Annotated in this window: 19 protein-coding genes; 5 read left to right on the top strand and 14 right to left on the bottom strand. The window is 71.3% G+C overall.

Going from position 1 to position 23472, the window contains the following annotated elements:
• Positions 1-136: 136 nt before the first annotated feature.
• Complete coding sequence (rpsO, locus tag ACGFRG_RS35545; RefSeq protein ID WP_067164948.1) at positions 137-427, bottom strand: 30S ribosomal protein S15; 291 nt, start codon at positions 425-427, stop codon at positions 137-139.
• A gap of 224 nt (positions 428-651) precedes the next feature.
• On the bottom strand, positions 652-2121 hold the full coding sequence (eccD, locus tag ACGFRG_RS35540) for a type VII secretion integral membrane protein EccD (RefSeq protein ID WP_393270748.1): 1470 nt from the start codon (positions 2119-2121) through the stop codon (positions 652-654).
• Between the two features lie 163 nt (positions 2122-2284).
• Here eccD and eccCa point away from each other — a divergent pair, with 163 nt between their 5' ends.
• Both eccCa and ACGFRG_RS35530 read left to right on the top strand, forming a co-directional pair.
• Complete coding sequence (gene eccCa, locus ACGFRG_RS35535) at positions 2285-6232, top strand: type VII secretion protein EccCa (RefSeq protein WP_393270745.1); 3948 nt, start codon at positions 2285-2287, stop codon at positions 6230-6232.
• 97 nt (positions 6233-6329) lie between these two features.
• Positions 6330-6563 (top strand): DUF397 domain-containing protein, encoded by a 234-nt coding sequence (locus tag ACGFRG_RS35530; protein WP_393270742.1) that lies wholly within the window; start codon positions 6330-6332, stop codon positions 6561-6563.
• A 111-nt stretch (positions 6564-6674) separates the two neighbouring features.
• On the opposite strand, the gene ACGFRG_RS35525 is transcribed toward ACGFRG_RS35530, so the two are convergent.
• From ACGFRG_RS35525 to eccB, 7 genes are all read right to left on the bottom strand, one after another.
• The gene (locus ACGFRG_RS35525) at positions 6675-6983 is read right to left on the bottom strand and encodes a WXG100 family type VII secretion target (protein WP_361433204.1); all 309 of its coding nucleotides are present in this window, start codon (positions 6981-6983) and stop codon (positions 6675-6677) included.
• A gap of 68 nt (positions 6984-7051) precedes the next feature.
• Positions 7052-7417: a WXG100 family type VII secretion target gene (locus ACGFRG_RS35520; RefSeq protein ID WP_361433202.1), complete on the bottom strand. Its 366-nt coding sequence runs from the start codon at positions 7415-7417 to the stop codon at positions 7052-7054.
• Positions 7418-7450: 33 nt separating this feature from the next.
• Complete coding sequence (gene mycP, locus ACGFRG_RS35515) at positions 7451-8671, bottom strand: type VII secretion-associated serine protease mycosin (RefSeq protein ID WP_393270738.1); 1221 nt, start codon at positions 8669-8671, stop codon at positions 7451-7453.
• A gap of 40 nt (positions 8672-8711) precedes the next feature.
• Positions 8712-10079: a WXG100 family type VII secretion target gene (locus ACGFRG_RS35510; protein ID WP_393270735.1), complete on the bottom strand. Its 1368-nt coding sequence runs from the start codon at positions 10077-10079 to the stop codon at positions 8712-8714.
• A 12-nt stretch (positions 10080-10091) separates the two neighbouring features.
• A complete protein-coding gene (locus ACGFRG_RS35505) occupies positions 10092-10628 on the bottom strand; it encodes a hypothetical protein (protein ID WP_361433195.1) in 537 nt (178 codons plus the stop codon).
• 203 nt (positions 10629-10831) lie between these two features.
• A complete protein-coding gene (gene mycP, locus ACGFRG_RS35500; RefSeq protein ID WP_361433193.1) occupies positions 10832-12106 on the bottom strand; it encodes a type VII secretion-associated serine protease mycosin in 1275 nt (424 codons plus the stop codon).
• A gap of 12 nt (positions 12107-12118) precedes the next feature.
• Positions 12119-13672: a type VII secretion protein EccB gene (eccB, locus tag ACGFRG_RS35495; protein WP_361433191.1), complete on the bottom strand. Its 1554-nt coding sequence runs from the start codon at positions 13670-13672 to the stop codon at positions 12119-12121.
• A 207-nt stretch (positions 13673-13879) separates the two neighbouring features.
• Between eccB and eccE the strand changes: the two genes are divergently transcribed.
• The 3 genes from eccE to ACGFRG_RS35480 all read left to right on the top strand — a co-directional run bounded on the left by eccE (position 13880) and on the right by ACGFRG_RS35480 (position 19418).
• Positions 13880-15160, top strand: coding sequence for a type VII secretion protein EccE (gene eccE, locus ACGFRG_RS35490; protein WP_361433189.1), 1281 nt, complete (start codon positions 13880-13882; stop codon positions 15158-15160).
• 116 nt (positions 15161-15276) lie between these two features.
• Positions 15277-15969, top strand: a complete 693-nt coding sequence (locus ACGFRG_RS35485; protein WP_361433236.1) for a hypothetical protein — start codon at positions 15277-15279, stop codon at positions 15967-15969.
• Positions 15970-16223: 254 nt separating this feature from the next.
• A complete protein-coding gene (locus ACGFRG_RS35480; protein WP_393270731.1) occupies positions 16224-19418 on the top strand; it encodes an SCO5717 family growth-regulating ATPase in 3195 nt (1064 codons plus the stop codon).
• Between the two features lie 134 nt (positions 19419-19552).
• On the opposite strand, the gene ACGFRG_RS35475 is transcribed toward ACGFRG_RS35480, so the two are convergent.
• From ACGFRG_RS35475 to ACGFRG_RS35455, 5 genes are all read right to left on the bottom strand, one after another.
• Complete coding sequence (locus tag ACGFRG_RS35475; RefSeq protein WP_393270728.1) at positions 19553-20062, bottom strand: hypothetical protein; 510 nt, start codon at positions 20060-20062, stop codon at positions 19553-19555.
• Positions 20040-21359: a WXG100 family type VII secretion target gene (locus ACGFRG_RS35470; protein WP_393270725.1), complete on the bottom strand. Its 1320-nt coding sequence runs from the start codon at positions 21357-21359 to the stop codon at positions 20040-20042. The genes ACGFRG_RS35475 and ACGFRG_RS35470 overlap by 23 nt, the downstream gene beginning before the upstream one ends.
• Positions 21360-21369: 10 nt before the next feature.
• Positions 21370-21660: a DUF6317 family protein gene (locus tag ACGFRG_RS35465; protein ID WP_393270722.1), complete on the bottom strand. Its 291-nt coding sequence runs from the start codon at positions 21658-21660 to the stop codon at positions 21370-21372.
• A complete protein-coding gene (locus tag ACGFRG_RS35460) occupies positions 21657-22052 on the bottom strand; it encodes an SAV_915 family protein (protein ID WP_393270719.1) in 396 nt (131 codons plus the stop codon). The genes ACGFRG_RS35465 and ACGFRG_RS35460 overlap by 4 nt, the downstream gene beginning before the upstream one ends.
• A gap of 435 nt (positions 22053-22487) precedes the next feature.
• A complete protein-coding gene (locus ACGFRG_RS35455; RefSeq protein ID WP_361433978.1) occupies positions 22488-23438 on the bottom strand; it encodes a bifunctional riboflavin kinase/FAD synthetase in 951 nt (316 codons plus the stop codon).
• Positions 23439-23472 lie beyond the last annotated feature (34 nt).

The following is a 23472-nucleotide window of genomic DNA, read 5'->3' as shown; positions in this document are numbered from 1 at the left end:
CCGGCGGCGGGGAGGAGGCTTCTCGCTCATTGTGTGTTGCGTTGTACGACCAGACTACTGAGCGTCCGGTACGTCCCGCACGTACAGCAAAGGGAGCGGCCCCCTAATAGGTGGGAACCGCTCCCTTCACGGCGACTTACTTGGCGCCGCCGGCCGCACCGCGGCGGATGCCCAGGCGGTCGACCAGCGCACGGAAGCGCTGGATGTCCTTCTTGGCCAGGTACTGCAGCAGGCGGCGGCGCTGGCCGACCAGGATCAGCAGACCACGACGGGAGTGGTGGTCGTGCTTGTGGGTCTTGAGGTGCTCGGTCAGGTCCGAGATGCGGCGGGAGAGCATGGCGACCTGGACCTCGGGGGAGCCGGTGTCGCCCTCCTTCTGGCCGAACTCGGACATGATCTGCTTCTTCGTAGCGGCGTCGAGAGACACTCGGTACTCCTCGTAGTCTTGATGTGCCACCGAGTGCCCCTGGTCTTGGTCTCAGGGGAGCTTCCGTTACTCGGGAGGCGGGGATCCGCTGGGCGCAGCCTCCAGAAGAATCCGAAGACGCGTACACAAACGGCCGTCACACAGCGTACCAGTACGCGGGGACTCGTCCATTCGAGGGGTTCGCGGACCCCCGGGCGTGTCCGGCGGGTCCGCGAGGGCCCCGGTCAGCCGCTGGTGAGCGAGCGGGCCTGGTTGAAGACGTCGAGGACGGCCAGGCAGAGCGGGACGAGCGAGAGCAGGACGGCGCCCTCGGCGAGGTCCAGGGTGCGGCCCCAGAACGGCGAGAGGCCCTTCTTCGGAATGATCAGCCCTATGGCGGTGATCAGGGCGGCGCCTGCGGCCACGGCCGCGGAGAGCCAGATCGTACGGATGTCGAGCGAGCCGCGGTCGCCGTAGCGGACGAATTCGTACAGCAGATCGCCGGGCGGGTTCAGGGACATGCCCAGGACCAGCAGGGCGATCGCGGCGATGCCGGCCACCAGGACGCAGGCGACCTGCGAGGTGTAGCGGAACAGACGGGCGCGCAGCAGCATCGCCAGGCCCGAGGTCAGGGCGAGCAGCTGTCCGTACACACTGTGCGAGAAGCCGAGGACGGCGGCGGAGCCGACCACCACGGCCGCGCAGCCGCCGACCAGGCCGAGCAGCATCTCGTGGCCGCGCCGGGCCTGGGCGGCGATGCGCTCGGCGTCGACGGGGCGGGCCTCGGGGGCGGCGTTCGGCTCGGCGCCGAAGTCGTCGGTGGCGCTGCGCGGGGAGGCGTAGCCGATGGGCAGCCGGGCGAAGCGGGCGGACAGGCTCGGCAGGAAGGCGACCAGGCCGATGGCGACGGGCGCGCACACCGCGGCCGTACGGGTGGCGCTGGACTCGGTCAGGATCGCCACGAACGTGGCGAGGGTGCCGGTGGCGGCGAGGAAGGTGGCCGCGACGAACGGGGCGTCGCCGCTCGGGGTGAGGGCGACGAGGGTCACCGAGGCGACCAGGACGGTCACACAGCCGAGCAGGAACTGGAGCTTGCCGGGGCCGTCGCCGTGGTCCGGGCCGATGATCCCGGAGCCCGCGATCAGCAGCAGCGGCAGCGCTCCCAGGCCCAGGGCCACGGCGCTGGACCGGTCGGAGTAGACCCGGGCGCGCACCCCGGCGAAGGCGGTGAGCAGCAGGCCCGCCGAGCCCGCGATGATGCCGGGCAGCCCGTGCATGACGTGGTCGACCGGGTCGGCGTACCAGAGGACGAAGCCCATCAGGACGAGCAGCAGCACGCCGCCGACGAGGCCGGCGCCGCGCAGCAGGTCGTCGCTCCACAGATGGCGGTCGCGGGTGACGGCCGAGGCGACGGCGTCCGAGACGTCGTCGAAGACGGCCGGCGGCAGCGACTCGGCGAACGGGCGCAGGCTCAGCAGCTCGCCGTCGAGGACCTGCTGGGCCGCGAGGGTGCGGGCGCCGTCGAGGACGGTGCCGTCACGCCGTACGAGGTGGTAGCCGGTCGGGGCGCCCGCCGGCTGGGTCTGCCCGGTGAGCCGGAGGATCTCCGGATAGACGTCGGCAACGGCGATGTCCTCCGGGAGAGCCACATCGATGCGACTGTCGGGCGCCACCACTGTGACCCGGCAGAAGCCTGTCGCCGCCGTCGTACTCACGCTTACGGACCCCCTGATTCGCGGTTGCGCACACTGCGCGCGCCACCCTACCGGGCTCCGGTGTCACAGGCTGCAAGTAGGATCACCGTCGCGCGGAGGGAGACTGTCGCCACGGGGGCGCCGGTGCCGAATGACCCGTCCGTATTGAGGGATTGATGCTCCGGTGAGCCAGATCGTCGTCAAACGCCCGCCGCGGTCCCTGCCGCCCGATGTCTCCTCGGACGAACTGCGGCTGGAGGCCCCGCCGGAGCTGCCGCGCGGGCAGCAGGAGTCCATGCTGATGCAGCTCCTGCCGATGCTCGGCATGGGCTCGTCCGTGGTGTTCTTCTTCATGCCCAACTCGGCGCCGTTCATGAAGATCATGGGCGCGCTGATGCTGGTGTCGACGCTGTCCATGGTCATCGCGCAGCTCGTGAAGTTCCGCAAGGGTGCGCAGGGGCAAATGGCAGATGTCCGGCGCGACTACCTCAAGTACCTCGCGCAGACCCGGCGTACGGTGCGCAAGACCGCGCGCAAGCAGCGCGACGCGCAGCTGTATCTGCACCCCGCCCCCGAGCAGCTGTGGTCGGTGGTCGCGGAGGGCTCGCGGGTCTGGGAGCGCCGGCTCGGCGACAACGACTTCGGGCAGGCCCGGATCGGGCTCGGCGCCCAGCAGTTGTCGACGCCGCTGATAGCGCCCGAGACGGCGCCGGTGGACGAGCTGGAGCCGCTGTGCGCGGGCGCGATGCAGCAGTTCCTCGCGGTGCACGGCTCGTTGGACGGGCTGCCGATGGCGGTCTCGATGCGCGCCTTCTACCACGTGACGGTCTCCGGCGACGTGGACGCGGCCCAGTCGGCCACGCGCGCGCTGGTCGCGCAGCTGGTGACGCTGCACTCCCCCGACGACCTGATGGTCGCCGTGGTGGCGGCGCCGGGCGCGGTCCCGCGCTGGGACTGGACGAAGTGGCTGCCGCACACCCAGCTGCCCGGCCAGGTCGACGGGGCCGGTACGAAGCGGCTGTTCGGCGACGACCTGGGCGAGCTGGAACTGCTGCTGCACAGCCGTCTGGACGGGCGGCCCCGGTTCAGCCGCGACAACCAGCCGGTCCTGGACCAGCCGCACCTCGTGGTCGTCCTGGACGGCGGGATAGTGCCGCCGGACTCGCTGTTCGCGGCGGCCGAGGGACTTCAGGGCGTCACCATCATCGAGGTGGTGCCGGGCGAGCTCGACGAGCCGCGCGGCGGCCTGTCCGTGGTGGTGCGCCCGGGCCGGCTGCGCCTGGAGTCGGGCTTCGGGATGGCGTACGAGGGTGTGCCCGACCAGATGTCACTGCCGGCCGCCGAGGCGCTGGCCCGCCAGCTCGCGCCGCTGCAGATGGGCGGCGGTGACGACGACGAGCCGCTGCTCGCCAACCTGGACTTCACGGATCTGCTGAACCTGGGCGACGCGGGCTCCATCGACGTCGCCCGGACCTGGCGGCCGCGCTCGACGGCCGAGCGGCTGCGGGTGCCGATCGGTGTGGGCGAGGACGGCCAGCCGGTGATGCTGGACCTCAAGGAGGCGGCGCAGGAGGGCATGGGCCCGCACGGCCTGTGCGTGGGCGCCACCGGCTCCGGCAAGTCGGAGCTGCTGCGCACCCTGGTGCTGGGCCTCGCGGTCACCCACACCTCGGAGACGCTCAACTTCGTCCTCGCCGACTTCAAGGGCGGCGCGACCTTCACCGGCATGTCGCACATGCCGCACGTGGCGGCGGTCATCACCAACCTCGCGGACGACCTCACCCTGGTCGACCGCATGGGCGACGCGATCCGCGGCGAGCTCCAGCGCCGCCAGGAGCTGCTGCGCTCGGCGGGCAACTACGCCAACATGCACGACTACGAGAAGGCGCGCGCGGCGGGCGCCCCGCTGGAGCCGCTGGCCTCGCTGGTCCTGGTGATCGACGAGTTCTCCGAACTCCTCACCGCCAAGCCCGACTTCATCGACATGTTCATCCAGATCGGCCGCATCGGCCGCTCGCTGGGTGTGCATCTGCTGCTCGCCTCGCAGCGCCTGGAGGAGGGCAAGCTGCGCGGCCTCGACACGTATCTCTCGTACCGCGTGGGTCTGCGCACCTTCTCGGCGGCCGAGTCGCGCACCGCGCTCGGTGTGCCCGACGCCTACCACCTGCCGTCGGTGCCGGGCTCCGGCTACCTCAAGTTCGGCACGGACGAGATGGTCCGCTTCAAGGCGGCGTACGTCTCGGGCACCTACCGCTCGGGCGGCTCGGACCTGTCGATCGGGCCGCTGCCGATCGAGCGGCGCCCCGCGGTGTTCACGGCGGCCCCGGTGCCGGTCGTGTACGCGGCGCCCGACCCGGCGCTCCTCAACCGCTCGACCGAGGACGACGCGCTGGCGGACACCGTCCTCGATGTGATCGTGCGGCGCCTGGAGGGCCAGGGCGTGCCCGCCCACCAGGTGTGGCTGCCGCCGCTCGACGACGCGCCCTCGCTCGACCAGCTGCTGCCGGGGATCGCGACGACGGCCGAGCGCGGTCTCAACGCGACGGAGTACACCCGCCCCGGCGGTCTGATCGTGCCGCTCGGCCTCATCGACAAGCCCTTCGAGCAGCGCCGCGAGGTGCTGTACCGCGACTTCTCGGGCGCGGCCGGCCACATGCTGGTCGTCGGCGGCCCGCAGTCCGGCAAGTCGACGCTGCTGCGCACCCTGATCGCGTCGTTCGCGCTGACCCACACCCCGCACGAAGTGCAGTTCTACGGGCTGGACTTCGGCGGTGGCGGTCTGTCGGCGATCGCCGGGCTGCCGCACGTGGGCGGTGTCGCCTCCCGCCTCGACCCCGAGCGGGTGCGGCGTACGGTCGCGGAGGTCGCGGGCGTGCTCAACCGGCGCGAGGAGTTCTTCCGGGCCAACGGCATCGACTCCATCGCCACCTACCGGCGCCGCCGCGCGGCCGGTGATCTGGCGGGCGAGGCCTGGGGCGACGTGTTCCTGGTCATCGACGGCTGGGGCGCCTTCCGCGGCGACTACGAGATGCTGGACGGCGTCGTCCAGGACATCGCGAGCCGGGGCCTGGGCTACGGCATCCACGTGGTGCTGACCGCCTCCCGCTACATGGAGGTGCGGGCCTCGCTCAAGGACCAGGTCCTGGGCCGCCTGGAGCTGCGGCTCGGTGACTCGATGGACTCCGAGTTCGACCGCCGGGTGGCGGCCAACGTGCCGGTGGGCATGCCCGGTCGCGGCCAGGTCGCGGAGAAGCTGCACTTCATGTCGGCGCTGCCGCGCGTGGACGGCTCGCACGATGCGGACTCGCTGTCCGAGGCCACGGAGTCGTTCGTCCGCCTGGTGAGCGAGGCGTGGCAGGGCCCGGCGGCCCCGACCGTGCGTCTGCTCCCCCGCAAGCTCCCCGCCGACCAGCTCCCCAAGGGCTTCGAGTTCCCGCAGCACGGTGTGGCGATCGGCATCGACGAGACCAATCTGGAGCCGGTGTTCGTCGACTTCGAGACGGACCCGTTCTTCCTGGTCTTCGGCGAGAGCGAGTCGGGCAAGACGGCGCTGCTGCGCCACCTCGCCCAGAAGATCTCCGAGCGCTACTCGCCGGACGAGGCCAAGATCGTGGTCGGCGACTACCGCCGCTCGCTGCTCGACGTCGTCCCCGAGACGCATCTGCTCGAATACGCGCCCATCTCCAGCGCGTTGGAGATGCACATGAACGCGCTCGCGGACCTGATGGTCCGCCGCCAGCCGCCCGCCGACGTCACCCCGCAGCAGCTGCGCGACCGCTCCTGGTGGACCGGCCCGCAGGTGTTCATCATCATCGACGACTACGAGCTGGTCTCGACGAACGCGGGCAACCCGCTGTCGGTGATGGTGGAGAACCTGCCGTTCTCGCGGGACGTGGGCGTGCGCTTCATCATCGCCCGCAGCTCGGCGGGCGCGTCGCGCTCCATGTACGAGTCCTTCATGCAGCGCATCAAGGAACTCGGCGCCCAGGGCGTGGTGCTGTCCGGCGACCCGAGCGAGGGCGACGTCCTGGGCAACGTCCGCCCGCGCCCGATGCCGCAGGGCCGCGGCTACTTCGTCTCCCGCAAGCGGGGCACGCCGCTGGTGCAGCTGGGCTGGCTGCCGGAGAAGTGACCGCCCGGAACCGGGGGCGACGTACGAGAACCGCTCGTGCGGCGCCCCCGGTTCCAACTACGCTGGCGCCCAGTGGACTTCGAAGGGAACGTGCTTGATGGGCAGCGAACGTGAGAAGGACGAGCTGTACGCCCTGGACATCTCGGGCGTGGAATGGGTGAGCGCGCCCGGGACCGAGGAGGCGGAGGAACGGGTGGAGATCGCCCATCTGCCCGGCGGCGCGGTGGCGATGCGGTCCTCGACCGACCCGGAGACCGTGCTGCGGTACACGGAGGCGGAGTGGACGGCGTTCGTCCTCGGGGCCCGCGACGGCGAGTTCGACCTGCGCTGATCGGTTCCGGCGACGGCTGATCGCTTCTGACGGCATACCAAAGGGGGTCACGCCCGACACCGGGCGTGACCCCCTTTCGTGTACGTCTCTACCGCTCTACCGCCCGAGGGGTCAGTACGCCTCGGTGAACAGGCGGGACGCCTTGAGGTCGGTCGCGTGGTAGCTGCCCTTACCGTGCTCGATCGTCTTGGCGATCTTCTCCAGCGTCTGCTGGATGTCGTGGGCGTCGGCCTTGTAGTCCTTCTGGACCTTCAGGTACGCACCGTGCGCCTCGCCGTCCCAGGTGTCCGCGACGACCTTCACGGCCGCCTCCATGCGGGCCAGGTCGTCCATGATGCGCTTGGAGATGCCGCGGATGCTGTCCGCGATCCCCTGGACGCTCTCATACCGGATCTTGAGGTCGGGATTGGTGTCGCCCATGTCTGCTCCTCGTGAAGTCTGAAGTGTGTACGTACGCGGGGTGGTGCGTGCGGGTGGTGCGGCTGCCTCTACAGGCTGTTCAGACCGGAGGTGTTGGGCACACCGCCGCTGGTGGCCCCGCCCTGCGCGTTGATCGCCCGGAACGCGGCATCGACGTCTTCGTCGTTCTGCGAGTTGAGGTTCTTCGTGCCGACCACGGCGTTGTAGAGGACGTCCAGCTTGCGGCGGATGTCGTCGTGGCGCCGGTTCAGCGTGTCCTGCGCGGTGGTGAACTGCGTGGCACCGGAACCGGTCCACCCGGCACCGACCGTGGCGATCGCGTCGGCCAGCACGCGGATCTGCAGGCTCATGTCGTGAGCGGTTTCCTCAATGGCGTTCTTGGCCTTGGTGACGGCGTCGTAGCCAATGCTCTGACCACCGGGGTTGGTACTCATTGTCTTCCCTCTCGTGAGTGTCCGAGCGAGTGATTACGCCCGGGCTCGCTTGTTGCGTACACGTACCGCCGCGACGGCGCCGCCGATGGCGACGACGGCTGCGGCGATGATGGCGACGGCCGTCCAGGGCGTGGAGTCCTTCGACTCCCCGGCCGAGGCGCGCTGTTCGCCGCTCCCCGGCTTCTCCTGTACGCCGTCGCCTGCCCCCTTTGCTGCTGGAGAGGGGGAAGTAGTGGTCCCGCCACCGCCTCGGGCGGCGAGCAGCGGGTTGATGTCGGCGGGTCCGGGGTCGCCGTTGCCCTTGAGCAACACCTGGGCGGGCCTGACGGTGCCGTAGCCGATGTACTGGCTGGGCACCTTGCCGTTGTGCCCGGCGGTCTCCATCATCACGCGCAACACCTGGTTCCCGGTCCAGTCGGGGTGGGCGGACCAGATGAGGGCGGCTGTGGCGGAGGTGATTGCGGTGGCGAAACTGGTGCCGTTTGCCTCGCAGTAGCCGTTGCCGTCACTGCAGTGCGCCGGGATCTTGTCGCCGGGCGCGGCAAGTCCGAGGTGGCTGCCGGTACTGGAGAACTTCGACAGCTTGCCGTCGACACCGATCGAGCCGACCGCAACGACGCCGGGGGTCGCGGCCGGGTACTCGATCGGGTTGCCCTTGTCCCCGTCGTTACCGGAGCCAGCGAAGATCAACTTCCCCTTGGCCAGAGCATAGTTGACGGCTGATGACAGCCCCTGCTTATCGCTGTCGGTGGGTGACTTGCCGACACGCGAAATGTTGATGACACGGGCGTCCGAGTCCGCCGCATAGCGGATGCCCTTGGCGATCGTGAGCATCTCGCCGAACTCATTCTGTCCGGTTGCCGACTTGATGGGCAGGATCTTCGCGTCCGGCGCCAGACCCTTGACTCCGCCGTCAGCGCCACTGCCGACGATGGTCACGGCCATGGACGTCCCGTGTCCATCGGTATCCTTCCGGGCACTACCGGAGGCCGTGAGGTCACGGCCGTCAAGCACCCGTCCGGTCAGTTCCGGCTCGGACCGGACGCCGGTGTCGATCACCGCGACCGTGATGCCCTTGCCGGTGCTGACCTTCCACATGGCGTCCGCGTCCATCGCGTCCAGGTACCACTGCTTGGACCGCATGTCGTCGGCCAGCGCCACCGGCGCCGTGCCGACCGAGCAGGCCAGCGCGGCAGCCACGCCGGCACCGAGAAGTGCCGAGCGGCTGCGCACTGCGCGGGCTGAGCTGAACATGGGACTGCGGACTCCTTGAAGCGGTGATGGTTTGCGTACGTCAGTCGACGACCGGCGGGACGACCTTGCGGTGGTCCATCGCCCACGTCTCCTCGTCCTCGACCAGGTAGTCGGGCGCGCTGGACGATGTGGAACGACGCCGGTCCGTGCCTCGCTTGTTGCCGTTCACCAACCCCGTACCACCGGGGGTGAATTCGCCACGCCCGGCAGAAGACGCACGCGGAGCCCCAACAGTTCCACCGGGCTCTGAGGCCAGCCTGCGACCGCCCATACCCGTGGCTCCACGCGGCGCGCCGCCGGGGCCGTGCCCCATGCCGCCCATCGGCGGACGACCCATCCCGGTCCCGGCCCGCTCCTCGCCGACGACCGTGCCCATCGGGAGCCGGGGCGACGTGCCACGGCCGGTCGTCGGCATGGGACGCCCGCCGGTGATGCCCTCGGGGGTGACACCGCGAGCGGTGCCCGGCAGACCACTCGGACGAGCGATACCCGGACCGCGCAGACCTCCGGTCGAGCGGCCGCTGGACGGGCCCTCGCCGGGCACGCCGACGCGGGTCATCGTCGACGGCCGCTCCAGGCCGCTCTTGCCGAGCGGACCGGGCAGGACCGGCGGCGGGGTGAGAACTGGCGTCTGCCCCTGCACGGGCGTGGGCCCAGTGGGCAGGGTGGGCCGCGTCGTGGTCTCCGGGGGCGGAGCCATCTTCACGGAATCGATGGCGGTACCCGCCGACTCGTGCGGGGCGGCGACTGCGGTCCGGGCAACCGACGTGTGCGACGACGGCGTTGCCGCGCCCGTCGTGGCATACCCATGCCCGCCTGTGGTCGTCGCGCCGGCATGCCCGCCAGAGCTGCTGTTGGCAGCGCTGGTTCCGGAACCGGCCGCGCCATAGCGCTGCTCGGTGTCGGTCACCCTGGTGCCGGTGTCCGGCAACGCTGCGAACCTCGGCTCCGGCTGCGCCGCGATCCGGTCCCGTGACGCGTTGTAGAACGACGACAACCGGTTCAGCTGGTTGATCGCCTCGTTCGTCTTCGGCGCCACCGCCGCCAGCCGGGCCTTCTCCTTCTCGGGGTCGGCGTAGCACATGGCGTCCGTCGCCGGGACCGCCGCCTTCGCCTCGTGCAGGGCCTGGCCCGCGCGGCCCATCTCCTGGCCGACGACCGCCGCGTACTCGCTCAGCACCAGGGTCTCCGACACCATGCCGCGGCCCCACTCGCGGAACGCGTCGCCACCGGCGCCGTGCCACTTGACCTGCTCGATGTACCAGCGCAGGTCCCGCGCGATGTTCGCGATGTCGGGCGCGGCGGCGCCCAACGCGTGCGACGCGCCCGCCAGTTCGGCCGGATTGGCCGAGGCCAGCATCGCGTTGAGGGCCTCCAGCGACATGCCCTCGAACTCGTCCGTTGCCATCGTCGCTCCCCCTTACTTCAGTCCGCCGGAGTCGGCGTCCTTGCCGTGTCCGCTGTTGCCGTCCTGGCCGGTTCCGGTGTCGGTACCGGCGTCGGTGCCCTTGTTCGCCGGGTCCGGGCCCTTGCCCTTGCCGTCGTCCTGGCCCGCCCCCGGAGACTCGTAGTACTTCTCGGTCTCCTTGCGGATCGCCTGGTACCGCTGCGCCTCGTCGACGTCGATGCCGCCGTACCCCTTGTCGGCGATGTGCACGGCGATGCCCATGCCCTCGATCTGGTCGCCGAAGATCTTGCTGAGCCGCTCCAGGTTCGTCCGCACCTTGTCGTACGCCTTGTGCAGCTCATCCGCCGCCGCGAACCCCGTGCCGTAGGACGCGGGCTGGACGCGCTGGTCGGCGATCTTGGTGTGCCGGGCCGGGGACTTGTCCAGGGAGCGCAGCAGCTCGTCCATCCGGCCCTTGAAGTCGGCCAGGCTGACGCCGTCGACTCCCAGGTCCGGCTTGCCGCCCCGCTCACCGTTGCCGCCGCCGGTGGTGCCGTTCGGCTCGGCCACTGTTTCCTCCCCGTAAATCCCCGTTGGTACTGCCTGTGCCGCTGTTGAGCTCCACGCTCTCGCGTGTCGTCACGCCCGCGAAGGGCGCAACCGCTCACCTGATCACTCTAGTCACTCCCGATTCCGTGCCCATGAGTATTAGTACTCAGAATCGTCACAGTCGTCCGGGAACCCCGTCGAAGCCCGTCGCACCTCGTCGCACCTCATCCGGACGCCCCGTTCACCTTGCGCACACCGCGGCGCCGCGCGTCCCGGATCACCGTCGCCGTACCCGCGACCACCGCGACGAGCAGGGCGCCGATGCCCAACGCGTACGTGGCGTACCGCTCGTTGCGCTGCTGCGGCGTCTCGGACAGGGCGAGCGCGGCCACGTCCGGGGCCGGGGGCTTGGGCGGGCCCGGGTCGGGGTGCGCGACCGCCTCCGGGGGCGAGTCGTCGGTCACCGCGCGGACCGGGTCGACCACGCCCCAGCCCACGAAGTTGTCGTGGCCGTTGACGGAACGTTCCGCTGTCTGTTCGATCCGCGCGACGATCTGCGCGGCCGACCACTTCGGGTACCTGGCGCGCAGCAGCGCCGCGACCCCGGCCACATAAGGAGCGGAGAAGCTGGTCCCGTTGTCCGAGCACTGGCCGTTGCCCGGCACCGTCGAGACGATGTCGACGCCGGGGGCGGCGACCCCGACGAACGTGCCCGGCTGCGAGAACACCGCGCGTTCGTTGTTGCGGTCCGAGGAGGCGACGGCGAGCACGCCCGGGAAGGCGGCCGGGAACGTGTCCTTGAGCTGGCCGTCCGTACCGTTGTTGCCCGCCGAGGCGACCACCACGATGTCCTTCGCCAGCGCCCGCCGCACGGCCTGCGCCAGCGGCGAGTTGAGCGACATCGGCTCGGTGGTGTCCTGCGAGATGTTGATGACGTTGGCGTTCTCGGCGATGGCGTGGTCGATCGCCTGCGCCATCGTGTCGGTCTTGCCGCTGTTCTTCTCGTCGTTCTGGCGGATCGGGATGATCGTCGCCTCGGGGGCCAGGCCGACGAAACCGGTGCCCTTGCGCGGGCGCGCCGCGATGATGCCGGCGACCTTGGTGCCGTGGCCGACCTCGTCGACCGTGCCGCCGGTCTTGCCCCGCTTGTCGTTCTGCTCGCCCGTGCCGTCCTTCTCGGGCTTGAGGTAGTCCGCGCCGCTCTTGGCGTCCACGGCGGGCTTGAGCTGCGGGTTGGCGATGTCGACACCCGTGTCGATGACCGCGACCCGTACGCCCTTGCCCTTGGTCTCCTGCCACAACTGGTCGAACTGCACCCGCTGGAGCGCCCATGGCAGGCCCTCGATCTGCTCCTTCATCGGGAAGGTGCACTCACCGCTGCCGTTGATCCCGAGGCCGTCGCGGGGCGGCGCGGTATCGGCGTACGCGGGCGGTACGAGCGTGAGACCGGCCACGGCCGCCACCACACCCGCAAGGAGCGGCTTCTTGTACTGCAACACGGAAGTCCTCCCCTACGAGCCCTGGGGCTGGCGGGCGCTGTTGGTGTCGAGCCGCGGGCCCTTGGACAGGAAATCCGACCACTTCATGGGCACCAGGGCCGGGGTGACCTTCTCGTAGCCGAGGCGCTGCTGCGCCTGGCTCGGCTCGGGGCGGCCGTCGTCCGGCTTCTGCTGGTCGCCCGCGCCGATGTCGGAGCGGGCGGCGTCGCTGTCGCCGTTCGCCTGGACCGCGTACCGAAGACCGGTGTCGGTCACCAGAAAGAGCGAACCGTCGGGCTTGGTCTGCTTGCCCTGCACCTGGGTGTACAGGAGGCCGGTGCCGGGGGTGACATAGGTGCTGGTGCCGCCCGCGGTGATGGCCGCCGGGTACTCGGTGCCCGCCCAGGTGGAGAGCGTGGTGCCGCCCTTGTCGTCGACCGAGCGCAGCACGCTGCACACCGTGCTCCTGGCGCCCGAAGCGGCGGTGCCCGCGCCCGCGTTGACCTGAGTCGCCTTCTTCTCGGGCCAGTTGTTCGCCGCGCCGAAAAACTCCGTCTTCGGAGCGATCGACGCCGCGTCGACGTCCTTGACCTCGCCGCGCATGCCGAGCGTCTTGGTCTGCGGCGAGTTGAGCAGCAGCCACGCCGTGAAGTCGGAGACGGGCTGGACCTTGCCCTGCAGTACTACGTACTGCTGAGGGCCCGCGCCGGTCTGCGCGCGCAGCACCATGCCGACCTTGTCCTCGTCCGCCGACAGGCCGCCGCCGGTGGCCGCGCGGGCACCCATCTGCCCCGGGACGGCCGGGAAGTCGACCGGGGTGCCGTCGTCGAGCGTGGCCAGCCAGTCGTCGGTGACCGGCTGCGGCTGCTCGTCCGCGCCGAAGAGGGTACGGGCGAGCAGATCGCCCGGGGCGCCCTTCACCAGGTACTTGGTGCCCTTGGCGTCCACTATGTAGCGGGCGTCGGTCTTCAGGTTCCGTACGTACATGACCTGGCCGTCGGTCAGGCGCTGCTTGCCGTCGGTCAGTTTGAAGTCGCGGTCGGCGAAGACGAAGGACGCCTTCTGGACCGAGTCCTTGCCGCCGCCCGGCTGCTCGCAGACCGCCCAGCGCTTGGCCTTGCCGGCCTCGCTCGCGGCCGGGAGCCGGTCCGGGGCATAGGGGATGCCGAGGATCGGGCCGCGCGCGAGCTTGCCCGAGTCCAGGATGTCGTCGCTGACCTGGATGACGTCGAACTTCTGCGGATCCAGGAGCAGTCGTGCCGAGGCCAGGTTGAGCACCGGGTGCAGCAGGGTCTTCTTGTCCTTGCCCTTGCCGGTCGACAGGACGACATAGCGGGTCGTCGACTGCTTGCCGACGATCACCTTGGCCCCCGGGGTGTCCCAGCCCTGCGGCGCCTTGGGCTTGAACATCCCCCAGGCGCCGAAACCGGCGAGGCAGAGCGCGGCCACGATCACGCTCGGCACGATGGCCTTCAGCGGACGCGGGGCGCCTTCTTCCGTGCCGGTGGGAGACGGTTGCAGAAACGCCGCCACCGTGCGCTTCTTCGCAAAGGTGTACGCGTTGAGCTCGTCCCGCCGTGATGCCATGCGCCTCTGTCTCTCCCCGCGTAGCCCCGGGGGCGGACCTGGTCCTGCGGTCCCCGGGGCTCGATTGTCAGACCGGCCCCCTACTATGCCTGTTGACCGAGGGTGCCTGCGGGGCGGGTAGGGTGAAGCCGCCGTCAAGCCCCCTTGCCGAGCTGGGGGAATCCGGATGTTTTGGGTGCTTGCGCACGATTGGGTGGTGGTGGAGTGATGGCGTCCGCGACGCGGGTGCGGTCTGCCGCCGCCGGTCCGTCGGCCCCTGCCCCGGGAGCCTCCGCGCCCCGTCTCAAGGCCCGGCCCGGACACTTCGGCTCGTTCCGACTGCAACAACTCGTGCTGGTGGAACTGGCCGCCGCCGTGCTGCTGGTCGCGTGGGTGATCAACACCATGATGCTGGTGCCCGCCGGTGTGGTCGCCGTGCTGCTCGTCCTGCTCGCGGTGGTGCGCCGGCACCGGCGTTCGCTGCCCGAGTGGCTGGGCACGGTACTGGCGCTGCGCGCGCGTACGCGCAGGGCCGCGAGCCTGCCGGTCCCGGCCGGTACGGAACCGGGCTTCGCGCCCGCGGTCGAGTGCGACCCGGCGCTGCGGACCTACACGTTCGGCGACCGCGACCGCCGTCCGGTCGGCATGGTCGGCGACGGCACCTTCCTGACCGCGCTGCTCCAGATCGAGCTGGACGGCACCGCCCTGCGCCCCGACCGGGGCGCCCGGCCACTGCCGCTCGCTCTCGTACGGGACGCGCTGGACGTCGACGGCATCCGTCTGGAGTCGGCGCAGATAGTGCAGCACACCCAGCCCGCACCGGCCCCGCATCTGCCGTCGCAGTCGGTGGCCGCCCGCAACTACGCACCGCTGCAGGCCCAGACGGGATCGCCCGCGGTCCGCATCACCTGGATCGCGCTGAAGCTCGACCCCGAGCTCTGCCCCGAAGCGGTGGCGGCGCGCGGCGGCGGGCTCACCGGCGCGCAGAAGTGCCTGGTGCGCGCGGCGGACCAGCTGGCCAGCCGGCTGACCGGGGCGGGGTTCCGTACGACGGTCCTGACCGAGCAGGAGCTGACCGGCGCCATCGCCACCTCGACCTGCGCCAATCCGATGGCCATCACCCAGGCGGGCCGCGCGGGCACACCGGGGCGGCGCACCCAGGAGACGGCCCGGACCTGGCGCTGCGACGACCGCCGCCACACGACGTACTGGGTGGGGCGCTGGCCCCAACTGGGCGGCGGCGGAGCCTCGATGCCGCAGCTGGTCGCCCTGCTCACCTCTCTTCCCGCGCTCGCCACCACGTTCAGCCTGACGCTGGCCGCCGGTGACCGCCAGGAGGTCACGCTCACCGGACACGTCCGGATAACCGGCCGCAGCGACGAGGAACTGGTCACCGCCCGCCGCGAACTGGAGCGCACCGCGCGCGGTGTGAAGACGGGCCTGGTGCGCCTGGACCGCGAACAGCTGCCGGGCATGCTGGCCACGCTGCCGCTGGGAGGCGCGCGCTGATGACGACCTCGCCGGTCTTCCCCTCTGCTTCCGTTCCCGTCTCCGCGTCGTCCCCTGGCGTTCCCGGTACCCCTGGTGCCGTGTCCGCTCCGGACGTGCGCAAGGGGCGGGCCCGGATGGGCTTCGGGCTCATCGGGCCGCGCCGCGACCGGCACGCGCTGGCCGCGGACCAGTTGGAGTCGCTGGCCCTGCCGGTCGGCGACGACGGCGTGGTCATCGGCGTCGACGCGTCGGGCCGCCCCTCGGTGCTCGGCATCAACCGCCCGACGGCGTACGACGTGACGCTGATCGGCGGGCTCTGGACCGCGCAGGTGCTCGCGCTGCGGGCGGCGGCCACGGGCGCGCGCGTCACCGTCGAGACCGGCCGGGGCCCGTCCTGGACGGCGCTCGCCCAGGCGGCGGGCGGCGGCCAGCAGTGCATCGCGCTGCACGACGTGGGCCGGGTGCCGCCACAGGGCGCCTCCGCGGGCTCGCCCGTCGTGGTCATCCGTGACTGCGGCATGCGGCCGCCGCGCGGACGCGTGGTCTCGGCGCCCTGGCAGTCGGTGGTGACGCTGCTCCCGTATCTGAGCCCGGTGGCGCCCCGGTTGCTGGAGAAGTCGGACCTGGTCGGTGTGCAGCGGGTCTCGCCCGACGAGGCCGCCCAGATCGGGCGGATCATGAATCTTCCGCAGGCGGAGACCGAGGCCCTGTCGACCCTCGCGGACGGCGTGACACTGTGGTGCAGCGCCCGCGACCGCCAGTTCGTGATGACCCAGGCCACGGACGCGGAGACCGGACTGCTGGGCTCCGCACGGCGGATGGACTGAGCGGTACGCGGGTACGCGGTACCGCCGACGCAGGTGGGACGACTGGGCGGCGCGACTGAGCAAGGCGACTGGGCCCGATCGGTTCTGTGAACGGTTCGTTCACGCTCCGGCCACATCACGATGCCCTGCTGTCACTTGACGGCTGCCTGCGGGCAGGACGTGATGGAGGGGACAGTCGGTGAGGGGTGGCCGGGCCTGCCGATGCGGTGGCGACGGCGATTAGGCTGAGACGGCCTGCGAACGAAAGGAATCCGGTGAACAGCGATCAGGACCAGTTCCGCACCGGCGGGAACGCGCGCGACGAGAATCGGTCCGACGCCGATCCCGAGCCCACGGGTGAGTTCACCATCGACTACACCCCGCCGGCCTGGTACACGCAGAACGCCACGCCGAGCGCGGACTCGGCGACGCCGCCTCCGCCGCCGCCCGCCGGTGCGCCGGTGAGCGTGCCCGGGCTGCCCTCCAGTGGCGGCTTCCAGCCGAACTGGTCGACCACGCCGCCGCCCGCGGGCGCGACCCCGGTGCCGGGCACCGCTCCGTTCCCGGACCAGGCCGTGGCGCCGACCCCGGTGCCGGGCGAGGGGTCGGTCCCGGTTCAGGCGTCGGGCTCGACGGCGTTCCCGGACCAGGGCGTGGTGCCGCCCCCGGCCCCGGCCGCGACTGGGGTCCCGGCTGCGGCTCCGGCTACGGCTCCGGTGGATGGCGCTCAGGGGGGCGGGCCTCAGCCCTTCGGGGGTGGGGAGATCGAGAGCGGCGCGACGATGCGGTTCTCGCCGGGTGCGCTGAAGCGGGAGCTCGCGGAGCGGCTGGCGGCGACGGAGTCGACGGCCGATGCCGAGTCCGGCTCCGGCTCCGCCGCTGCGGAGGCCGACGCGTCCGCCTCTGCCGCGACCGCTACTGCTTCTGTGCCGGACGCCGGTGAGGCTGTCGCCGTCGTACGGGATGAGGCGGGCGACGGGGAGGGCGACGGCCACGGTCCGGAGCACTCCGACCGTACGCCGGACGCCGAGGACGCGGCCGCCGACGCCGAGCCCGTGGCTGCGGTGGACGCGGAGGCGGTCGAGGCGCCCGCCGCCTCGGACGAGGCCGCCTCGGCCGAAGCCGACGCGGCCCAGCCCGTCGTGTCCGAGCCCGCTGAGCCGAGCGACGCCGCACCGGCGGATTCCGTTCCGAACGACTCCGTTCCGGCGGACGCCTCACCCGACGACTCCGTCCCGGCCGACGCCGCGCCGGTCAACTCCCTTCCTCACGACGCCGTTCCGGCGGACGCCGAACCGACCGCCGAGCCCGTGGACGCCGTCGCGGCCCGGCCGAGCGCGGACGCGGCGCCCAGGGACGTTCCGGCCGATGCCGTACCGCAGGACGCTCCGGCTCCGCTCGCCGGGGCCGCCCCGGTCGCGCCCGCCGAGCAGCCGTGGGCCGCCGCACCCGCCCAGCAGCCCGCGCAGGCCCCGCAGGGCACTGTGCAGCCCGGCCTTCCGCCGCTGCCGCCCGCGTTCCAGCCCGCCGCGCCCACTGCGGCGCCGCAGTGGCCCGTCCCGGCGCCCGCCGCGCAGCCCCTGCCGCAGGCGGGGCAGCCCACATGGCCGCTGCCGCAGGGCAACCAGCCCCCGCCCCCGGGCACCCCGAACCTCCCGGCGCCGACGGGCCACGCGGCCGCGCCGCAGCCCGTACCGCCGACCGGTACGCAGGACGGCTTCCCCCTGGCGCAGCCTGGGGCGCCGACGACTGCGCCCCAGGGTGGCTACGGCTTCCCGCAGCCGGGCACCCCCGGTGACACCAACGCCAACTCCCCTGCCCCGCAAGGCGGTTACGGATTCCCCCAGCCTCCGGCTCCGGGCATCCCGACCCCGCCCGCCCCCTCCCCGCAGGGCGGCTACGGCTTCCCGCAGCCGGGCACCCCCGGCGACCCGGCCACCGCCAACTTCCAGGCCCCGGCCCCGGCGCCGAACCCGGCGGGCGACCCCAACTCCCCTGCCCCACAAGGCGGTTACGGATTCCCGCAGCGCACCCCGACTCCGGCGCAGGGCACCCCCGTCCCGCCCCAGGACGTCTACGCGGTACCGCCGCAGGGTGTTCCCGCCGCGCCCCACCTCCCCGTACCGCACCAGCAGGCGCAGCCTCCGGCCGTCGCACAGCAGCCGTCGCACCAGCAGCAGCCGCAGGCCCAGCCACACCCCCAGGCCCTGCCCCAGCCGCTGCCGCAGGCGCAGCCGCCGGCCGGGCCCGTGGACCCGCGGTCCGGGGTCGGGTGGCCCTCCCCCGTGGCGCACGACCAGCGGGAGCGTTCCGTGCCGGGCGCGCCGCTGGGGTACACGGCCGCCGTGGAGCTCTCCTCCGACCGGCTGCTGCGCAACAACAAGCAGAAGGCGAAGAGCAGCCGCAACCCGGGCGGTAATTCGCGCTTCAAGTTCGGCGGCAAGAAGGAGGAGGCCGAGCGGCAGCAGAAGCTCAACCTCATCCGTACCCCGGTCCTCTCCTGCTACCGCATCGCGGTCATCTCCCTCAAGGGCGGCGTCGGCAAGACGACGACCACGACCGCGCTCGGCGCGACGCTGGCCACCGAGCGGCAGGACAAGATCCTGGCGATCGACGCCAACCCGGACGCCGGTACACTCGGCCGCCGCGTGCGTCGCGAGACCGGCGCCACCATCCGCGACCTGGTCCAGGCGATCCCGTACCTCAACTCGTACATGGACATCCGCCGGTTCACCTCGCAGGCGCCGTCGGGTCTGGAGATCATCGCCAACGACGTCGACCCGGCCGTGTCCACGACCTTCAACGACGAGGACTACCGGCGGGCCATAGACGTCCTGGGCAAGCAGTACCCGATCATCCTCACCGACTCGGGTACGGGTCTGCTGTACTCCGCGATGCGCGGAGTCCTCGACCTGGCCGACCAGTTGATCATCATCTCGACCCCGTCGGTGGACGGCGCGTCGAGCGCGTCCACGACGCTGGACTGGCTCTCCGCACACGGGTACGCGGACCTGGTCCAGCGCTCCCTCACGGTCATCTCGGGGGTCCGCGAGACCGGCAAGATGATCAAGGTGGACGACATCGTCCAGCACTTCCAGACGCGCTGCCGCGGGGTCGTCGTGGTCCCGTTCGACGAGCACCTGGCGGCGGGCGCGGAGGTCGACCTCGACATGATGCGGCCGAAGACGCGCGAGGCGTACTTCCATCTGTCGGCGCTGGTGGCCGAGGACTTCGTACGGGCACAGCAGCAGCAAGGGCTGTGGACGGGGGACGGGATCAACCCTCCGCCGCACATGGCTCCGCCGATGCCGGGCCAGCAGATGCCGCCGGGCCAGTACGCCCCGGGCCAGCCGTTCCCGGGCCAGCCGCAGCCGCAGCCGCAGCCGTACGCGCCCCAGCAGCCGCAACCGCCCCAGCCGTACGGCGGCCAGCAGCCGCCCCAGGGCTGGCAGCAGCCGCCTCAGCAGTAGCCGTTGGCACAGCTTCGAAGGGCCGTACCGTCGTCGTGACGGTACGGCCCTTCGGGCGTTACTTCGGCTGCGGACCGTGCGTGGCTGGTCGTGCCCACGCGGCGGAGCCGCAAAATCGACACAGCCCCGCGCCCCTAGGTGCGCGAGGCCATCGCCCGGCGCGCGCGGGCCTCCGCAGGCAGTTCGCGTATGAACACACTCGCGCACAGCAGCCCGATCATCCAGGCGAACAGCGGTGCCATGAAGGGTGCGAGGAGCACCATGGCCCGCCAGGGGCTGCTGAGCGCGCTGCCCACCTGCTGCCCGCTCTCCTTGTGGCGCTTCCAGGCCTCCTCGGGCGAAGACGGCTCGGCGTGCTTCGCACGCATCTGGCGGCGTGCGTAGATCCAGCCCCAGATGGCCGCTCCGACGCACGCCGCACACATCGCGATCCACAGGACCAGCGGCCAGACGCCGGACAGGCCGTCGACGGTACTGCCGAACGCGCCGAGCAGGAGCCCGAACATCAGGACCATCGTCAACAGCGCGGTGCCGCTCCATACGACCCTCCGCAGCCAGTAGCCCACCCCGCGCCGGTACCAACTCGTGCCCACGATGGGCAGCTTGACCACAGCGGTCGGCTCAGAAGAGACCCTTGAACCCATTCCACGCCTTCTTCCCGAGGTTCCCCGCGTCATCAGCGAGTCGCACCACGTCCTTGCCGGTGTGCGACAGGACATTGCCGCTGCCGTGCCAGATTCCGCCGATGACCCCGTGGTCGTGGATGTCCTCGCCCCAGTGCTCGTGGAACCCCTCGTCCAGCAGGTCGGTCGCGCCGATCACGAGAAAGCCCCCGACTCCTGCGACCACGGCCACCGGCACGGTGACCTCGCAAGTGGCCGCCGCCGCGACCCCGAGCGTCGTGAGGCCCGCGCCCACCGCCAGCCCGCCCAGGTTGGCCCCGCCGTCCACGACCACCGAGTGCGTCCACGACCAGCCCTTGTCGTGGTCGCCCTTCGCCTCCAGGATTCCGCAGACGCTCGCCGCCGCGACGTCCACCACCGGGATCTCCTTGAGGAAGTCCGGCAGCTTCTCCAGGCCCTTGCCGAGCTTCAGCGCGTCCGCCGCGTCCGCGACCTTCACGTTGAGCGCGTGGTCGTAGGGAAGGGCCGAACTACCCTGTTCCGCGCGGGCGATGTCGGTCTCCAGGCCGTCCAGCTTGGTCAGCGCGTCCTTGTAGGCGAGCCTGGCCGGGGAGTCCTTCGGCAGCGTCTTGCCCTGCTTCTGCCAGTCCTTGCGCTCGGTCCGAAGGTCGCTCTTCGCGTCCTCCGCCTCCTTCTTGGCGGCATCGAGGGCCTTGGCAGCATCCTTGCCCTTGACCCGCGTGCGCTCCGAGTCGTACGCGTACAGCCCGCGCAGATAGTCGGCGATGGTGATCTTGTCACCGGGCGACACCTCCGCGGTGTCCTCCGCATACAGCTTCTGCAGCGCGTCGGCCGCGTCCAGGCGCGCCTGCTGGGCCGTGTGCAGGATCTCGTCGCGCACGGTCCCGTAGTCGCGGAGCGCGTCGGCCGCCTTCTGCTCCTTGTCGCTCTTCGGCTCGCCGGTCACCAGCTGGCCCGGGACGCCCTTGGCCTGCATCGGGACGCCCGCCTTCACGGCGACGTCCTCGGCGTTCTGCAACGCGCTCTCCGCGGCGGAGAGATGGTCGGCCAGCGTCGTCAGGATCTCACCGGTCGCGTGGACGAGTTCCGCGAACCCGCCCGCCGTCAGCGCGTCCGTGGTCCACTTGGCGCGGAACGACTCGGCCGCGTCGCCCTGCCAGGCCGCGTCCTTGGCCAGCTTGTCGACAACCTCACCCAGCGGCTTCACGATCGATTCGAGGTCGTGCTTGGCGTTCTTGTAGGCGTCGCCCATCGCGCGGATGCCGCCGATGTCCCCGCCCACCCAGCTCTCGGTCACCGCGTGCCCCTCACACCAGGTCTTCGAAGAGACCGTGTACGTCGATGTCATTGCGCTGCATCGAGTCGTGCGCGTACTTGACCTTGTCGCTGTTGTCGTCCAGCCGGTCCGACAGCTTGTCGTGCAGGCCCGCTATGAGGTCGGCCATCGCCTTGATCGCCGCATCGCACCCGGCGTCACCCGAACCAGCCACCGCGGGCTTCACGTTCTGGTGCATCCCCCGGTAGACACCGGCCTCCTTGTGGAACGTCGACGCCATCGCGTCGAGATCCGCCAGGATGACCTTCACATCCGCGCTCATGCCCCCGCCTCGTCCTCTCCGTACATACGCTCCAGGTCCTCCGACCGCCATCTGGGGCCGCCTGGAGCGACCTGCGGGTCGAGGCGCAGCTTCGGCAGCCGGGCATCGCGCATGGCCTCCGCGAACGGGCCGATCGAGACGGCGATCCACGGCTGCATCGGGCCGAGCGCGTCGACCAGCTTCGGCAGGGTGCTGAACGCCACCGGGACCGGCGGTCCGGCGGGCGGGCGCAGCAGCTCGAAGTCGATACGCGGGGCCGAGCCGTCGGCCGGATAGCGCGGATGGGCCGGCACGAACACCGGCGTGTGGTACGGCGGTACGCCCGGCTGCGCGCTCTTCGCGGCGTCGACGCCGACTATGCCGAGGATGCGGGACACGGCCTGTTCGGCCATGCGCTTCCTCCCTCCGCTTTGCTGGAAATCGCGTCTCAACCTATGCGGCGGGCGGCGCCGCCCAGACAACAAAAACCGCCCAAAACCCTCATCCATCAGGTAATGGATGCCAGGTCTTGAGCGGTTTCTGGTCGATCATTGACCAGCGTTTGACCGGATCGCAGCGCGTTCCTTACGCGCCCCGGCCTCCGCTTTCGGCGCCGGGCGGCTAGGGCCTGTCCGGTGGATCTGGCCGCCTTCGGTCCGGGCCGCCGTTTCGGTGCTGGTGAGTGGGGGTGTGGTGCTTCCCCAAGCTCTCAACCTCGTTCGAGCAGGGGAGACCCCAATGCTGCAAGGCGGAGGAGGGCGGCGACGCGGAGCGTCGGCAACCGACGACAACGCGGCAGATGGGCGTGCCACACCCCCACGTCCCAGGCAAGATCCACCGGACAGGCCCTAGCCCTCCACGGCCTCGATGAGCTCGCTCGACCGCTTCACATCGCGCGCGATCGCTTCCAGCAGCGCCTCGATCGACTCGAACTTCTCCTGCCCCCGCACATACGCGAGGAAGTCCACCGCCACGTGCAGCCCGTACAGATCGAGCCCGACGCGGTCGATCGCGTACGCCTCGACCGTCCGCTCGGTGCCGTCGAACTGCGGGTTCGTGCCGACCGAGATCGCCGCCGGCATCCGCTCGCCGTCCGCGGTGAGCCAGCCCGCGTACACGCCGTCCGCCGGGATCGCGGTGTGCGGCAGGGTCTCGACGTTCGCCGTCGGGTAGCCGAGCTCGCGGCCGCGCTGGGCGCCGCGTACGACGACGCCCTCGACGCGGTGCGGGCGGCCCAGGATCTCGGCGGCGCCCGCCACATCGCCCTCGGCGACAAGGCGCCGGGTCAGCGTCGAGGAGAACGGCAGACCGCCGCCCGCCTCGCCGCTGACGAAGAGGTCGATGACGTCCACCTCGTAGTCGTACGTCTCGCCCAGCTCGGCCAGGAACTCCACATTGCCCGCGGCCTTGTGGCCGAAGCGGAAGTTGGGGCCCTCGACGACCACGCGCGCGTGGAGCTTGTCGACGAGCACCTTGACGACGAACTCGGCGGGCGGCAGCTTCGAGAACTCGCTGGTGAAGGGGAGGACGAGCAGCGCGTCCACGCCCAGCTCCGCCATCAGCTCGGCGCGCCGGTGGTGCGGGGCGAGCAGCGGCGGGTGGCTGCCGGGGCGTACGACCTCGCTGGGGTGCGGGTCGAAGGTCACCACGACCGACGGGATGCCGAGCTCGCGGGCGCGTGCCACGGCCCGCCCGATGATCAGCTGATGCCCGCGGTGCACCCCGTCGTAGGAGCCGATGGTGACGACGCTGCGTCCCCAGTCCTGGGGAATGTCCTCCAAGCCACGCCAGCGCTGCACTGTGACCGCTCCTCGCCCGAAACTCGCCCGAAAT

It is taken from the genome of Streptomyces sp. NPDC048696, assembly GCF_043198895.1.
In the GTDB taxonomy this organism is placed as follows: domain Bacteria; phylum Actinomycetota; class Actinomycetes; order Streptomycetales; family Streptomycetaceae; genus Streptomyces.
Note: the sequence above shows the minus strand (reverse complement) of the source record. Positions and strands in the feature narration are given on the sequence as shown.